The sequence below is a fragment of the Prevotella marseillensis genome (assembly GCF_900625065.1).
GTDB lineage: Bacteria > Bacteroidota > Bacteroidia > Bacteroidales > Bacteroidaceae > Prevotella > Prevotella rara.
In genome coordinates this window covers 3,141,339-3,157,455 of the sequence record NZ_UYXY01000001.1, presented here as the reverse complement: position 1 = coordinate 3,157,455, position 16,117 = coordinate 3,141,339, and the positions used below count along the sequence as shown (strand labels likewise).

13 protein-coding genes are annotated in these 16,117 nt (G+C 45.6%); 10 read left to right on the top strand and 3 right to left on the bottom strand.

Features of this window, described 5'->3' with window-relative positions:
* Nucleotides 1–4: 4 nt before the first annotated feature.
* The 10 genes from EJL04_RS12610 to EJL04_RS12565 all read left to right on the top strand — a co-directional run bounded on the left by EJL04_RS12610 (nt 5) and on the right by EJL04_RS12565 (nt 11,793).
* The gene (locus EJL04_RS12610) at nt 5–1,243 is read left to right on the top strand and encodes a Stp1/IreP family PP2C-type Ser/Thr phosphatase (protein ID WP_125105158.1); all 1,239 of its coding nucleotides are present in this window, start codon (nt 5–7) and stop codon (nt 1,241–1,243) included.
* A gap of 8 nt (nt 1,244–1,251) precedes the next feature.
* Nucleotides 1,252–2,706 carry a protein kinase domain-containing protein gene (locus EJL04_RS12605; RefSeq protein ID WP_125105157.1) on the top strand — a complete coding sequence of 485 codons (1,455 nt, stop codon included), beginning with the start codon at nt 1,252–1,254 and terminating at the stop codon, nt 2,704–2,706.
* A 293-nt stretch (nt 2,707–2,999) separates the two neighbouring features.
* On the top strand, nt 3,000–6,782 hold the full coding sequence (locus EJL04_RS12600; RefSeq protein WP_125105156.1) for a serine/threonine-protein kinase: 3,783 nt from the start codon (nt 3,000–3,002) through the stop codon (nt 6,780–6,782).
* Between the two features lie 30 nt (nt 6,783–6,812).
* Entirely contained in the window at nt 6,813–7,736 is a 924-nt protein-coding gene (locus EJL04_RS12595) for a hypothetical protein (RefSeq protein ID WP_125105155.1), read from the top strand.
* A gap of 12 nt (nt 7,737–7,748) precedes the next feature.
* Entirely contained in the window at nt 7,749–8,159 is a 411-nt protein-coding gene (locus EJL04_RS12590; RefSeq protein WP_125105154.1) for a hypothetical protein, read from the top strand.
* 129 nt (nt 8,160–8,288) lie between these two features.
* Nucleotides 8,289–8,669: a DUF805 domain-containing protein gene (locus tag EJL04_RS12585; protein WP_021854092.1), complete on the top strand. Its 381-nt coding sequence runs from the start codon at nt 8,289–8,291 to the stop codon at nt 8,667–8,669.
* Nucleotides 8,670–8,718: 49 nt separating this feature from the next.
* Nucleotides 8,719–10,137, top strand: a complete 1,419-nt coding sequence (locus EJL04_RS12580; protein WP_021854093.1) for a serine/threonine-protein kinase — start codon at nt 8,719–8,721, stop codon at nt 10,135–10,137.
* A gap of 15 nt (nt 10,138–10,152) precedes the next feature.
* Nucleotides 10,153–10,779 (top strand): BACON domain-containing protein, encoded by a 627-nt coding sequence (locus EJL04_RS12575; RefSeq protein ID WP_082335126.1) that lies wholly within the window; start codon nt 10,153–10,155, stop codon nt 10,777–10,779.
* 17 nt (nt 10,780–10,796) lie between these two features.
* On the top strand, nt 10,797–11,393 hold the full coding sequence (locus EJL04_RS12570; RefSeq protein ID WP_021854095.1) for an RNA polymerase sigma factor: 597 nt from the start codon (nt 10,797–10,799) through the stop codon (nt 11,391–11,393).
* Complete coding sequence (locus EJL04_RS12565) at nt 11,386–11,793, top strand: hypothetical protein (RefSeq protein ID WP_021854096.1); 408 nt, start codon at nt 11,386–11,388, stop codon at nt 11,791–11,793. Before EJL04_RS12570 ends, EJL04_RS12565 begins: the two co-directional genes overlap by 8 nt.
* A gap of 796 nt (nt 11,794–12,589) precedes the next feature.
* Here EJL04_RS12565 and EJL04_RS12560 read toward each other — a convergent pair.
* Genes EJL04_RS12560 through EJL04_RS12550 form a run of 3 tightly spaced genes read right to left on the bottom strand, consistent with a single transcriptional unit; the run spans nt 12,590 to nt 16,113 of the window.
* Nucleotides 12,590–13,084, bottom strand: coding sequence for a hypothetical protein (locus EJL04_RS12560; RefSeq protein ID WP_125105153.1), 495 nt, complete (start codon nt 13,082–13,084; stop codon nt 12,590–12,592).
* A 41-nt stretch (nt 13,085–13,125) separates the two neighbouring features.
* Nucleotides 13,126–13,458: a hypothetical protein gene (locus tag EJL04_RS12555; RefSeq protein ID WP_125105152.1), complete on the bottom strand. Its 333-nt coding sequence runs from the start codon at nt 13,456–13,458 to the stop codon at nt 13,126–13,128.
* A gap of 9 nt (nt 13,459–13,467) precedes the next feature.
* Complete coding sequence (locus EJL04_RS12550; protein WP_125105151.1) at nt 13,468–16,113, bottom strand: amidohydrolase family protein; 2,646 nt, start codon at nt 16,111–16,113, stop codon at nt 13,468–13,470.
* Nucleotides 16,114–16,117: the final 4 nt, after the last annotated feature.

The window sequence follows — 16,117 nt, the reverse complement described above, 5'->3', positions numbered from 1 at the left end:
AATCATGGAAAACTATATAATAGCCAACTGCACCGACACGGGCAGGGTGCGCAGCGTTAATGAAGACAGCATGACCACGTTCGACTCTCCAAACGGAAGAGTCGTTGTAGTATGCGACGGCATGGGCGGACAGAAGGCCGGCGACGTGGCATCGCAGCTCGCCGTGGCCGTGATACAGGACATCCTGACCGACAACACATTCGCCACAGCCGAAGAGGCTATCAACAGCTCTATCATTGCCGCCAACCAGGCCATACTGCGCAGGGCTTCGCAGAACGACGGACTAAGCGGCATGGGAGCTACATGCGTGATGATCATCATCAGGGACGGACAGGTTTACTACGGCTCTGTGGGAGACAGCCGCATATACTACGTGGCCAACCGCAACATACATCAGATAACCAAAGACCAGTCGTATGTCCAGGCGCTCGTCGACTCAGGACAGATAAGCAAGGAAGACGCCGAGCATCATCAGGACAAGAACCAGATAACCAATGCCCTCGGACTTGAGAACATGACACCTCCCGTGATAGGACAGATGCCTATAACGCCAGAGCCGGGCGGTGTGTTTGTGCTGTGTTCCGACGGCCTCAGCGGCATGGTCAGCAACAATGCCATACTCAACACCGTAACACGCTATGACCTGCCGCTGAAGGAGCGTGCAGACATGCTGGTGAGCCAGGCCAACGATGCAGGAGGAGTAGACAACATAACGGTGCAGCTCGTGGAGTTTCCTGGCGGAGGAGGCAAGCGCGGCAGCATGCAGCCCAACGGCTACACCTCAACACGCGCAAAGAAAAGCCACACGCTGCTTTACTCCATAATAGGCCTGCTGATGGTGGCAATAGCCGGCGGAGGCATCTACTGGTACCTGAACAAGGACAGCAAGCCGCAGACAAAGCCCGAGGTAATAATGAAGAAGACACAGACACAGGCAAAGCCGCAGCCGAAAGCTGAGACCGCTGAACCTTCAGCACCCGAGACTACCAATAGCACAAAGGAGGTGAAGAAGGTGATAACCGTAAAGGAAAGCGAGCCCGTCAAGACCGTAAAGCCAAAGGTTACAGACAACAAAATATCTACAAAGAAAGCCATCACGAAAGAAGCTCAAAAAACAACTGACAAGAAAGGAAGCTCAAAGACAGAAGAGATAAAGAAAAAGATTGTCGAGGAAAAGAGCGGAGACACCGGCAGGAAAGAGAAAGATGGCATTGTGTATGAAAATCTAAAAGGCGAAAAATAATTATCTCGATGAGACAAATTGCTAACTATATCATTGACGACGAGCCTATTGCCCGTGGAGGCATGGGGAGAATATTCCGTGCACGCGACACCAAGGGCAACATAGTGGCGATAAAGGAGATTCTCCCGGAATTTGCCACCGACTGGTCGATAATAGACAGAATAGAAAAGGAGGTGAAGTTCCTTGTAAGAATAGACCATCCCTCTATCGTAAAGCTCTATTCGGCCTTCCGCGACGAGCACACACAGTGCTACTATATCGTCATGGAACTTGTTGAAGGACTGAACATCGAACAGTATGTAACAAGGCATGGCCCCATACCAGAACAGCAGGCTGTGGAGATGATGATGAAAATACTCGACGCGCTGCAGTGCGTACACGACTCACACATCGTGCACCGCGACATCAAGCCGTCGAACATCATGGTGCGCCCTGACGGCAGCATCTGCCTGCTGGACTTCGGCATAGCCAAGGATCTTGACAACAATAACGGCAACACCATACCTGGCTCTATACTCGGCACCAACGGATATATGAGTCCGGAGCAGGCTGCCGGCTACTCCATAAACTACCGTTCGGACATATATGCCGTAGGCTGCGTGTTCTTCTATATGCTCACAGGACACCATGCCTTCAACACGCTCTCCAACGAGTTTGAGACGAAAGACTCGATAATAAACGACGAATTTCCGAAGCTCTCCAAATACAAGAAGGGCATATCCGACGTGCTGCAGAAGGTGCTCGACAAGGCTACGGCCAAGAACATGATGCAGCGCTACCAAAGCTGCTACGAGTTTATGTCGGCACTGAGCAACGGCACCAACGTAAGCAACATATCATCGCGCAACATGCCGGTGAAGATATCCGTAGGCCGCGAGATGTGCGACATCATAGTGAACGACTCGGCACGAAAGATAAGCCGCCACCACGCTGACATAGAGCTGAAGGAGTTTACCGGAGGAAAATATTATGTGTTTACAGACTGCAGCTCAAACGGCACTATCGTAAACCGCAAGTCTGTATGCAAGACCTCGGTAAACATCCCCGCCAGCGGGCCTGCCCCGGAGATTTATCTCGCAGGAGTGATTGAGGGACATCTCGACTGGAACAAAGTGGTGGAAGAACTCGACAAGCGTGCACGTGCCATACAGGACGCGGAAGACACGCCGACGGAAGATGACAACACCGTGTCGGAAACGACAACCATATCCAAGCCCAATGAAGAAAACGCTAAATATGTAGAGAAGGATGCCACGGGATGGCTGATAGCAGCCTACATATTTGCCATTCTCGGCGGATTCTTAGGAATAATACTTGGCATGGTGGTAGCCACAGGAAAGGTGGAGATGGTGAGCGGCGAAAAAATATACAAATACAAGTCTGACCACCGCAGGCTCGGATGGGGTGCGGCAATATTGTCCATCATATCCATGGTCGTGTGGAAATTCGTCATCCTTGTGTGATAACCTTCCATTACTGATATATAAGACTCTTGGAGACATTACCCGCCGGCGGAATTATCCTGACTGGCAGCTGACAGTTATAATTTCAAAAGATATCATTTCAGCCTGCGGAACATGGGCTTTCGTCTTCTGAAAGATAACCTTTCACTACATAAAAGGACACCTTTTGGAAACCTGCCGGAATCAAGAGAAAACCGTAAGAAAAAGCCGCAGAAATGCGACAGACCGTAAGTTCCGGCGCAATGGCATAAAAAAACCTGACGTCTACCTTGAAAATCATTCATTGAAGCAACATGATACCGACAGACATCCTTAATTATAGAATTGTGCGCCACCTGGGCTCAGGCGGCATGGGCAGTGTTTATCTTGCAGTAAACACGAACATTGACCAACAGGTGGCAATAAAGGCCTTGAAGCCTGAAATAGCCCGTAACCCCGCGCTCCGCGCACGATTCAAGCAAGAGGCCGAACTGCTCTGCTCGCTCGACCATCAGGGCATTGTGAAATTCCTCAACTATGTTGAAACGCCTGAAGGCGTGTTCCTTATAATGGAATATGTCAAAGGAATAACGCTCGAAGACTTCATCAACAAGAGAAACGGCCTGATTGTCGAAAAGAAAGCCTATCCCATGATATGTGAGATACTTGATGCGTTTGAATATGCCCACTCAAAAGGCATTGTTCACCGCGACATCAAGCCCTCGAACATAATCATACAGGAAGACGGGCATATTAAGATAATGGACTTCGGTATAGCGCAGATTGTGTCTGAGGCGAACATGGCTGACAGCAGATACATAATGGGCACACCGACATACATGAGCCCCGAGCAGATTTACGGCAGGAACGTAGACACCCGTTCGGACATATATTCAATCGGAGTGCTGATTTACCACATGCTGACAGGCCGCGCGCCGTATGACTCAACCATGCTTACGGCGCAGGAAATAAGGCAGAAGGTGGTGAGAGAAGACATGCCGCGCATGGCAGAATATTATCCTTATATATCAAACAAGATACAGGAGGTTGTAGACAAAGCCACACAAAAGATTCCCGAAGCACGCTATCAGTCGTGCATGGAGATGAAGGCCGCCGTGAAAAAAGCCATTGCCCCCGACCCTATACCGCGCCCGCTGATCTACGGAGGAGCAGCCGTAGCGGTGATACTGATGCTCGTGGGCTTCTTCACATGGGACTACTACCGCACAAAGGTAAAATACTATCGCGATTATGTTGAAGTCTACGGCATACCCGAAGGAGTGGGCCGGCTGAGCAGCAGCGAAATGTCTCACCGCGAGGCGTCGTACCGCTTCGAGTATTCAAGACACAAGCTCCGCCGCGTGTCGTACGTGAACAGCAAGGGCAAGCTGGTTGACCATCACGACTCTGAAGACAAAGACCGCATAGTTGACATGACGCTGCTTTACACCGAAGGAAGCGGAAAGGTTGACTCTGAGAAATTCATGGACCGCAGCGGCAAGGTGCTGTACGTAAAAGACTATGACAGCAACATGAAGACCTGCACCTTCAAGCTGGACGACGAACTCGGCACCGAGATGACGCTCAACGCACAGGTGAAGCTCTTTCAAAGCGCATTCGATGTTTCTCTCGACGGAAAGGGAAAGATATCAAAGTACATTCTCGAATATGATGACGAAGGACATCTCGTGAAGGTTGAATATGCCGGATTCGGCAATGTCAGGGTGCCCGACGGACAAGGCATCTTCGGCCGCAGATATGTCCTTGATGACGAAGGACGCGTAATAGAGGAACACTATCTTGGAAAAGACGGCAAGCCCAAGGCCACACAATTCGGCCTCGGCGTGAAGAAATTCACCTACGACGATGACGGCAACCTGTCTAAGATTGTTTACCTCACAGTGGACGGAAAGCCGAGCAGCGACGGCAACAACTGCCCGGTGGTGCTGCTGACCTACGACAAATGGGGCAACCGCACATCAGAGAAATACACCGACATAAACGGCCAGCCGATGATACGCAAGGACGACGCATTTGCGGGCATACTCTACGAATACAACGACGACGGCACATGCAAGAAGAGACAGTATCTCGGTGTAGACGGCAGGCTGACATACGTTAAAGGCGTCAGCGGATATGTCAACGAGTATGATGACAACGGATACCTGTCGGGCATTTCGTATGTCGATGCCAAAGGAAATGCGGCATACTTCAACGACACGGATGACGAAGCCACATATTCGAAACAGAAATTTGTCAACGACGACAAGGGGAACATTATCGACCACAAGCTGCTCGACGCGTCGGGCGAACTCGTAGAGACGGCTTACTTTGCCCACAAGAAAAGCACATACGACTCGCTGGGCAACATGCTCACAGAATATTACTTCGACAAAAACGGAAAGATATACGCACCTGCCAAACTGGGATACGCCGGCCTGGAGGCAAGATACGACAAGCAGGGACGCCTGGCAAGACTCACCTACATGGGCGCGGCCAAGGAGCGCATAATGCTCTCAGACATGCACTTCTGCTATTTCACCAAAGAATATGACGCCCGCGGAAACTGCACGAAGTTCTCTTACTTCGACGACAAGGACAAGCCGGCCATGACATCACAGGGAGCGTCAACGGTGTGCTATGAATATGACGACAACGGGAACGAGACAGCGCGCTACTTCCTCGACACCGAAGGCCGCCCGTGCGTGCTCAACAATTTCTGCTCACGCGTGGAATACGAGTACGACAGCCAGGGCAACTGCATATCAGAAAGGCACAAGAACACCGACGGAAAACTGATGTCGGTGTCGGGTGTGGCATACTATGAGTGGGAGTTCGACCAGAAAGGCAACGTAACGGCCGAACGCTCCATGGGCACAAACGGAAAGCTTGCCGCAGGAAAATATGAGATCAGATACAAATATGACGGACGCGACAACGTAACCGAACGCTCCTACTTCAGCAGCGGAAACAGGCCGGCACTGTGTGACGGGGGATATCACAAAGAGGTGATGAAATACAACTCGAACAACATGTGCGTGCAACAGGAATACTACGGAACCGACGGCAGGCTGAAAAACATCAGCGGACAGAACCTTGCTGTCATAAAGCGCGAATACGACGAGCGCGGAAACAAGACCTCGGAAGTGTTCTTCACGCAGAACGGCACACGAGGATGCGACAACGAGAAGGTGCACAAATACTACAACCAGTACGACAGAATTGCCAACAAGGTGAGCCATCAGATTTCATTCGGCATTGACGGCAAGCCCGTTGTAGCCAACAACATCGCGGCTGAAGGCCGCACCGTCTACGACAAGCGGGGCAACATGACCAAGATAATGTGCTATGACGGATACGGAAAGAGCATAAACGGCAGACAGGGATGGAGCGAGTGCAGATTCACATACAACGAAGCCGGCGACATCACCTCGAAGGCATACTTTGACATCAACGGTAAAGCCGTTGCCGACAAGAGCGAGAAGATACACAAGTATACATACACATACAACGGGATGCGCATGCTAAGCAGCGAATCTTATTACGGCGCCGACGGCAAGCCGGCAAACACGGCAAGCGGATACAGCACCGTAAAATATAAGTACAACAAGCAGAACCAGCTTACGGAAACGGCATGCTACGGAGCCGGAGGCCGCCCCGTGGACAACAGTCAGGGATGGCACCGACTGGTTTACTCTTACAGGGCAGGCACACAGTATAAATGCGTCTTCTACGACAAGAACAACCGCAAGCTGGGCACAGCCACAAACACAGACGGCAAATGGAGCCTGCAGGTGGAGCAACGGCAGAACATGACCGGAGGCTATGGCTGGCAGGCAGCATGGCGACAAGCGGCAAGAGAGTGCCCCACGAGGATAGCCGACGGACTGACAATAGAAAGCGTAACCGTAGGCAACGACGCCGTTACCCTGGCCGTATACATCGAGAACTTTTCATCAGAACAGATAACAAGCGAAATGCTCAACGTCCTGCGGCAGTTTGTGTCAACACTTAGAAAGTCGACGTCGACGCCGTCGTATGTTGACATACGCATGATAGTGTACGACATGAACCACGAAAGGACAGCCATAATATAAAAGAATAAGAACAATAACACCTATAAGACGATGAAAACTTTAAAAATCATTATCTGCCTGCTTTTAGCGTTTACGGCATCAGCATCGGCAGGCGATCTGACTCCGGCTCAGAAAGACGCACAGCTAAAACTTTACAACTATTTGCAGAAGAAGAAATACGAACCTTCTGTCGACACGTCTGACAACAGTGTATGCTTCCGCCGCGAGGGAGTGCTCTACTGGATAACGTTCGACGAGAACTCGCCCATACTCTACACCTTCCACAGAAAGGCATTCAAGGTGGGCGCTGACGAGATGTCGTATAAGCGCATACCCAGCATAATAGCTGCCAACGAGGTAAACCGCAAGCACAAGACCGTGAAGCTTACCGTTGAAGACAAGAAGGTTGAGATAGCCATACAGGTATATGCCGCAAAGACCGAAGACTTCACGGCAGTGTTTTCAAGCTACTTCTCAAGATTTGAGGATGTAGACACCGACTTTAAGAACGAATACCAGACGGCTCTAAAGGCTGAGCGCGAATCAATGAACAGACTGGAAGAGGAGGCACGCAAGGACCTTCCGCCAAGCGTGCTCACCGACAAGATTGTCAACATGTCCTTCCGCCTGCTCGATGCCGACGGCGTGGAGAAGACGCCCTACGACCAGCCTCTGCGCAGCTTCAACGCAAGATACATACAGGCACGCATAGAGTTTGCGCCATGGAGAGAGAAGGCACAGGACTTCGACCTGCAGCTGAGGGTTACAAGACCTAACGGAAAGACCATCTGCATGCCAGGAAAGAAAGTAACCTCGGAGATGAACATAACACTCGAGAAGTCGAAGAAGAACCAGATGATAGAGTTAGGACAGTTCGGCTCGCCTAAAGAAGGATTCTGGAAGGCCGGCGAATACAAGGTGGAAGTCATCGAGTCGGGCGACGTAATTTACACCACCACGTTTAATATCCTGTAAAACACACACAACATGAAAAAGTTAATCATATTTGCCGCCATAGCCGTGCTGACGGCGGCTTTGTGCGTAAGCTGCAAGCAAAAGAACAAAGACATTGAACTGCTGCAGAACTTTGTTGAAGAGATAAACTCACAGCCGGGCAAAGACCTTGCTAACGGAACGGTGCTGACAAAATGTGAATACAAGCAGGGCGACAGCCTCTTCACATACAGGATAAAGGTAAGCGACGACCGCTTCAGCAACGTTGCGGCAGACTCGGTGAAGAGCACGCTGTCAAAGAAGCTGACAGAGCCGGGAATGCAGAAACTTGTAAAGATACTGTCGCGCAATTCTATCGGACTTCAGTATGTCTACGAGATGGAAGGCAACGAGATGACCGTAGTGTTCACTCCTTCAGAACTTAGCACACAGCAGAATCAATAACATTTCATCAACGTTGTGTCAGAACCGGATTTGCCCGGACACCTGGCTGCAGCAGCGACGCGTTGCATGCTGCGCCTCAGGTAGCGGTCAAAGCGGTTCCGGCACTTTTTTATTATAACACATATTGTCATGACATTCACAGATTCAGTCAGATCATGCATAAACAAATATGCCACCTTCAGCGGGCGCGCATCGAGATCAGAATTCTGGTGGTTCTGGCTTTTCATCTTTATTGTGCAGATCGTTTCGCTCACCATATTCTCCGTCATAGGCTATCTGCTGGGAGGCTACGACGGCTGCACGATATCATTATCTATCTGTTCAGTATTATGCATCCTGCTGCTCACCGTGCCATACTTATCGGTGCTTGTCAGGCGCCTGCACGACACTAACCACAGCGGATGGTGGTATTTCATATCGCTGATACCGCTCATAGGCACAATATGGCTGATAATACTTCTTGCCACCGACAGTGACGAGGAGAACAAGTACGGCCTGCCTGTTTATTAACACACAACACCTTTACAAGCAAAGAACTGAAAAAAACAACAATAAAAAAATGGCAAAAATAAGACTACAGGGAGAAGAAGAGAAAAGAAAAAACATATGTTTTGAGGTTGACACCGCCAATCCGCCAATAGGCGAAGGAGGCATGGGCAAGGTGATGAAGGGCGTCTGCATAGACATAGCGACCAACATATCGCGCCCCGTCGCCATAAAGTTTCTTTATGAAGACCTGCCGCCACACGCCATAGAGAGGGCACGGCGCGAGGCATCAATACGCCTGCGCAACGACAACCTGATAGAGATGCTCGGATTCATCGAAACCGAGACTAAGCACGGCACGATGACACGCAAGCACTACCACGTTGTCAGCGAGCTGCTTAACGGCATTCCGCTGTCGAGCATCTTTGAAGGCAAGTGCACCGACGCCGACGGCCACGAGAATCCGTTTGCCAAGAAGCTGCTAAAAGAGTTTCAGGCCGACTCCGTACACTTTGCAAAGACCATAATGCTCAACGTGCTTTCAGGACTCATAGCGCTGCACGACGCAGGATACGTCCACCGCGACATCGACCCGTCGAACATCATGCTGACCGAGGACGGACACATCAAGCTGATCGACTTCGGTATTGCGAAGCAGGTGAACAAGCTCACCACCAACGACCGCGGACTGACAACTGCCGGAACCTTCATGGGCAAGGCTGAATATGCCGCGCCAGAGCTTGCCATAGGCGACCTGAAACACCAGAACCAGACCACCGACATATACGCCATGGGCATACTGCTCTATCAGTGCATCGTAGGCCATGTGCCGTTTGAAGGACAGTCGCACGTAGTGCTCGAGAAACAGCTGCACAAGAAAATTCCACTCGCACAGATCAAAGACCGCGGCATGCGCAAGATAATAGAATGCGCCACCGACAAAGACCAGAACGTGCGCTATCAGACAGCGGCACAGATGCGCGTGGCTATAGAAAACCTCGACGGAAAGAAGCGACAGCTAAAGAAGTCGACAAGAATAACCATAGCTGCCGCCTGCGCTGCCATAGCGGTTGCCATAATAGCCATAGGAGGCGTGTCATATCACAACAAGAAGGTGGAGCAGGAGCAGATAGCTCTCGAGATAAAAGCCACCAACGACTCGCTGCGCACCAAGACCGAAACCCTCACCCTCACGGCCGACAAGAGCCTCGCCACGGGCGACAGGCACGACGAGGGATACGAACGCCACTATATCGACGCCTACAAGAAATACATGGAGGCACTGGCCATTGCCAAAAAGATAACAGAGAACAAGCCTGACACCAAGAACATAAGCCTCAACCGCGACAAGGCCAAGGACGCCCTGCTGAAGGCAAAGGCCGAACTGGAAGCCAAGGCTAAAGACTTTGAGGCCAGCGACATGCAGGATATAGCCAAAGAATTCCACACCAGAGTTAAGAACATTACAGACGCATTAAGTTATAATCCATAATCTTTTTTTTGAACTATGAGTACTATTGCCAAACTTCTTTTAACCGTTGTCATTGCCGTGTTGTCTCTTCAGGCCAACGCACAGACCGCCGGCGACCGCCTGTTTGCACAGGGACAGAAGCTGCAGCTGAAGCAGACCGTAAGCTCGCAGAAACAGGCCATTGCAAAGTTCAGCGCAGCCAAGAAGGCCTACGACTCAAGCACCAAGAAGGCCATGTGCGACAACCAGATTGCAATATGCAGGAGCAACATCAAGCTGATAACGCGAAAGACAAGGACCGTGACGAAAAAAGAAACCGTCGTGCTCGAGAAAGCCGACTCTGCCGTTCCGCCCGAGGTGGCCAAAGACCCCGTAAGGCTCAGCCTGTCGGTGTCGTCGGTAGAATTTAAGTCGTCAGGCAAGAAGAGCGACAACCACGAGGTGACGGTAAACTGCAACTACGACGACTGGACCTACACCTTCCCGGAATGGGTCGACGTCACCAAAAACGGCAACAAGCTGACGCTTACCGCCGACCCCAACAAGACAGACGGAGAACGCTCGGGCGTGCTCACCGTAAAATGCTACGATGAGAAAGCCGAACTGATGATCTATCAGAAAAAGCCGTTCTCGCTGAAGTCTCTCATCGGCGGCAAGAAGTAAGAACAACATAAGCTGACATGAATATCACTGACCGTGAAGTGGTCCGGGCACTGCTGCAGCGCGACGCCCGGGTCACAAGGGACTTCTTTTACCGTAAATGCTATCCGCTCTTCAAGTCTGTGTACGACAACTACCACACAGACTGCTCGTCGTGCATGGAGTTTATAAGCGAAATATACGTCCACATAATGACTCCCGACAAAGCCGGCGGACAATGCAAGCTCGAAGGGTTCAGATACCAGAGCACGCTCTTCACATGGCTAAAGGCCGTGTGCCTCTTCTACTGCTACAAGAGATATGAGCGCAGGACAAAAATGCCGACAGAACAAATTTCTGAAAAATTTGACGGCCAGGGTGTAAGAATCGACACCATTCCCGCATCTATAGAGTTAGACATCTCATCTCTTCAGGCCGACGACGCCGAAACCATACTGAGGCTGATGCCCAACAGAAGATACAGCAGGCTGATAAGGCTGCGATATCTATGCGGACACACCAACGAGGAGACGGCCATGATGATGGGAATGAACATGAACACCTTCTACAACAAGCACAAGATGGCTAAAGAACAATTTTTAAAGACACTAAGAACGGAGGAAATGCGACATGGATGACTACGGCAACTTTACCCTTGACGAGAACATGTTTTCGGCATGGCTCGACGGAAATATGACGCCCGACGAGGAAGAGGCTTTCATGGACATGTGTGCCGACGACCCCGCCATGGGCGAGATACTCGACGCCAACGACCAGGTAGACGACTACTACGAAAATCTTGTAGACGGAGGATACGAGATACCCGAGGAGCTCGACACCGACTTCGACCTGCCCTACATATCACCGGCAGACGAAGACGACGACATTTACAGCTATGAAGACATCGAACCGTATGACGACAGCAGCGACAGCCATGACATGACTGACGACGGCATGACAGACAGCGACGGCTTCGACGACGACAACGCGACGGATCACTTCGGCAGCGACACCTATCAGGACATGGACTTAATGTAGCCCATACAGACACATACGGCGGGCCGCCACGATAACGGCAGCCGCATGGACATCTTAAGAATTACTATCCGCAGCCCTCTCCCATTGAGGTGCTGCGGATATTTTTATTGCAAACAATATTAATCATTAAATCGATAATTTGCCTTAAAATTCTTATCTTTGCATAGTAACAAACATCTTGGCTTTGCCGAGGCGCGTTATAAACAATTATATTATTTATGAAATAATAAACTATAGCAGTTTTCAGATTAGATCTGATGAATATAACGCAACTAATTTGTAAACATTCTTCATGTTTTCCCGACCGTTTGACGCTCTCAGAACACGCATGCTCTTCGCCATACCGCGGTTTGGGGCAGAAAAGGGCAAAAAACGGAGCGTTTTGTTAAGACACTGACTAACAAGGAGTTGCAGCAAATAAGAGTGAAAAATAGAAGTGTTAAAAAACATAACCGGGCCACTTACGCATAAAAAGTGGCCCGTTTACGGATGAAAAGGTGCCATTTCTGAAGCTCAAACTTATGGTTTCAGGCCCAGAAATGACTGATTTTAGTGGCATTTTTCGGCTTATATGCAAACGTATGTTAATGAAGCGACGTTCTTATTGTCGTTTAATTAACATACGTTTACTTTACATTTTCCAGATTGAAAAATATTTTTGTCATAAGTTTTTACCATTGACATATTAAGGTGAGTAATTATTTTTATTGAAATAGAATATATCTGAATTTTGTATTTTCCAAAGAAAAATTGTCTTTATAAATTCCATTTAGCAATATTAATTCAACATCATTTTTTACAAATCATCTAAAACAACTCCTTCACCTCCACATTCAAAGCAGATTCCATTTTCATAATATTTATACTGTGGCAAATATCCTGTTCCATTACATCTCCGACATATCGAAGCGTATCTCACAGGAATCTCATTATTTGATGTTTGATATATTGGTACAGATGATAATTTATGCCTATTCTTGTGACACTCTAAACATAAAGTTTCTAAAGCGTCATTGTCATATTCCCATGGTTTCTTTCCTAAAACATAATATTTGTGATGCACATTTAATCTTTTCAGTTTTAATAATTCAAAATCTAATTTATTATATTCTTTGCTATATTGAAGACAAAGATTATAACATTTCCGCTCGAAATAAATATAAACATTGAAAGTTATGTCCACAGAATTTAATGCTTTACAAATTATATTTTCTTGTTCAATTCTTGCATAATTAGTTTTTCCAAAATCTACATTAAATCCAAAGGCATTAAATTTAACATATTGAATCATTAGTGTCCCGTTAAAATGGGACACTAATGATTTTATATATTTTATAGTCCCTTAGCTATATAGATAGCTACCTTGAAACGATTCTCCAATGTTTTTGAATCATCGTTTTGACTGATTATTGCACAGAATAATTTATCCCATCCCATATCAAGGAAGTCCTTAATAAGTGTTCCTTCTTCTTCTGGAATAACACCAATGATTTTTTTTCCTTTTTTATCTATACTAACTCCAACTTGTTTAGAAAAATCCTTAAATTTTTCTTCATCTAAATCATTTAAATAAACAACTTTTCCCACCTTGACTTTTTTCCAATATTCTGCACCGCCACATTCAAGAACTTTCTTTAAAGCGAATTCTTTGTAAAATTTTCTCATAACTAAAATTTATTTATAATTAAAAATATCATTATCAAATTGTTGCTCAACAGACATTTGCCTTATTTTATCAAGCCAGTCAATGATTCTTCGAGGTGAATTTTTAAATCCTTCTGTCTGATTCTTTTCCATTGCTAAAGCTATTAATGAATATTCTCTTTCCAGTGATGTTGAGAAAACACCTTGATCATCTGTATTAATTGAAACAGCAATGTCATGTTTTGGGTATGGAGTATTCAAACCACTATTATAGAATTTCAATATAGGATGCTCATCATAACTTGACATCTCTCCAATCTTATAATTCGATGTTGGATTACATTCTATGGATATTCTCTTCTTTTCAATTTCTTGAAGCAATTGCTCCTGTATTGCCTCAAGAAGTTTATAAAAATCTTCTACATAGCTTTCTTTTATTGTAAAGGCTACAGCTTCCGCACCTCTTTCTATAACATCATTTTTATGATATTGGTCAAATAATTCTAATGCATTAACATTAAAATCTGCAATTTTTATTCCATATTCATGATTCTCTGCATAGTTATCCCATTCTTGCTCTAATTCATCATCACTTTTTTCTCTGTCACTGGCAAATTTAGGATTATTTCCTCTCAATACCCACGATTGATAATAGTCATTGATATCCTTTTTAACATCAGGATCATCCAATAACTCATAATTAATCTTACCATCCTGATATATTTGTCCTTGATATACTTCATAAAAGTATTGATTAAATATGCCTTCCAAATAATAACAAAGAGAAGTAAAACCGAATAGTCTCTTGCATTTATGGTGTAACCACGCCATATTATCAAGAAGTACCTGTTTAGTACAACAAATTGTGTTATAGCGCATCGTATAATATTTTCTTACATCAGTACCAAGAACAAGGCAATGACCTAATCTGTCGCCATTCTTCAAATTAAAATAAATCATTGCTTCCTCAACAGCACGGAGTCCATCTGCTATATCAAAAAAGTCTTCTCCTACATGATAGGTAATATTCAAATCATTAGGTCTTTGTCTTCCATTATTTTTGACATTATGATTTTTAAGAAACCGAAAAGCCTGAGCAAAGACTTCTGGACGACAATATATCTCTGAATTTGCAGCATCTATTCCTACTACATATCCAGCAAGAGCATAATCCTCAGAACCTATTCCTAGATATTTGGCGTTATTACGGAACTTATAGATAGCAAAAGCTCGTTTTTTAATATCTTCTCTTAATTCCTTATGCCTATACTCCTTATCATTTCTTTCATCACGGCTTTTTATGAAATGAAAGATAATGGAGAAATTAAATCTGAATTTTTTGTCAATACTTTCTACAATTTCTTTTATTTTTTCTGCTATTCCATCTTCTGTCGTATCAGGAACTATGCGTGTTTCAAGATATCTTTCTTTACCATTTATTAAAAATGATTCTATCGCTGCTTTATAAAGATATTTCTTATAGTTTTTTACGATAAACTTGTCTTTAATTTCTTCAAACAATGTAAAATTATAAAAACCAACAGTTGTATTTAATTGTAAAACTGAGTTACGGAATTTAATTTTATAACATAGGTAAGCGTAGAAAAGCGAACTTATATCTTTATAGTCATCACACCCTTCCAACAATAATTTGAAGACTTTATACATCAATTCTCTTTCTGATGAAAGTACAGACCTTATATTATCCTTATTATAATGAGGTATTCTAATATAATCCAAATCCTGATAATCAGATCTGTTCTCAAAATATTTTGATGTTTCTTTCGCTTTAGATAGTAAAAATTCTAAAGAATGAGATTCTAATAATTGACGTTTAGCTGATTCGTCAATTTTTTTACTAGATGCAATAACCTTATTTGCATAATACTTTTTATCGTCAATTATATTTGCCAATTGAGCAAAAGTAAGTCTATCTTTTTCCAAGAGTAACCCAGTACGTGAAGCTAAATATAAACGTATAGCGCATGCTCTATACATTTTTGCATAAAGGTCCTTGTCCCATCCGTAAGTTTTCCGCAAATTATATACTTCAGTAAAAACATCCTCCATACTAGTAATATTGTTCATTATCGAAAGCCAACTCATATCAAAATTATATGAAGAACCTTTCAAGTGCATATGAAGATCTGACATACGATTTTTAAACAGAGCATTTAGCTCCTTATTATCGTGATCAATATATGCAGGCCAATCAAAGAACTCCCTTTTAGACCTATTTACAATATCAAGAGATGCTGCATATACAGTTGTGAATGTATCTTCCCCAAAGAGATTAGAAACATTATGCCACCTTAATAATTTAGAATAATGACAAACCGGATCATTGTTTTTTAAATATATAGTCTTACAAGCAAAATGTAATAACATATTGAATACTGACTGGTCAAAGAATTTTAACTCTTTATGAGCTTTTAAAGGTTCCATCCATTCAGAAATAACAACCTGACCTACCATAGATTCCTGATCCAATGTATTATAGGAATTTACTTTTCTTAATAGATATTGAATTTGAGATTCATTCATTTCGGTATCAGGACGCGGAATTTCACCTCTGTTATATTGACTACACTTTGGTAACATATCCGCACAAAAAAGGACTTCATCGCCATCCTGTTCCTTAAAAACAGCTTTCAGCGCATTACTTAAATATTCCATATAT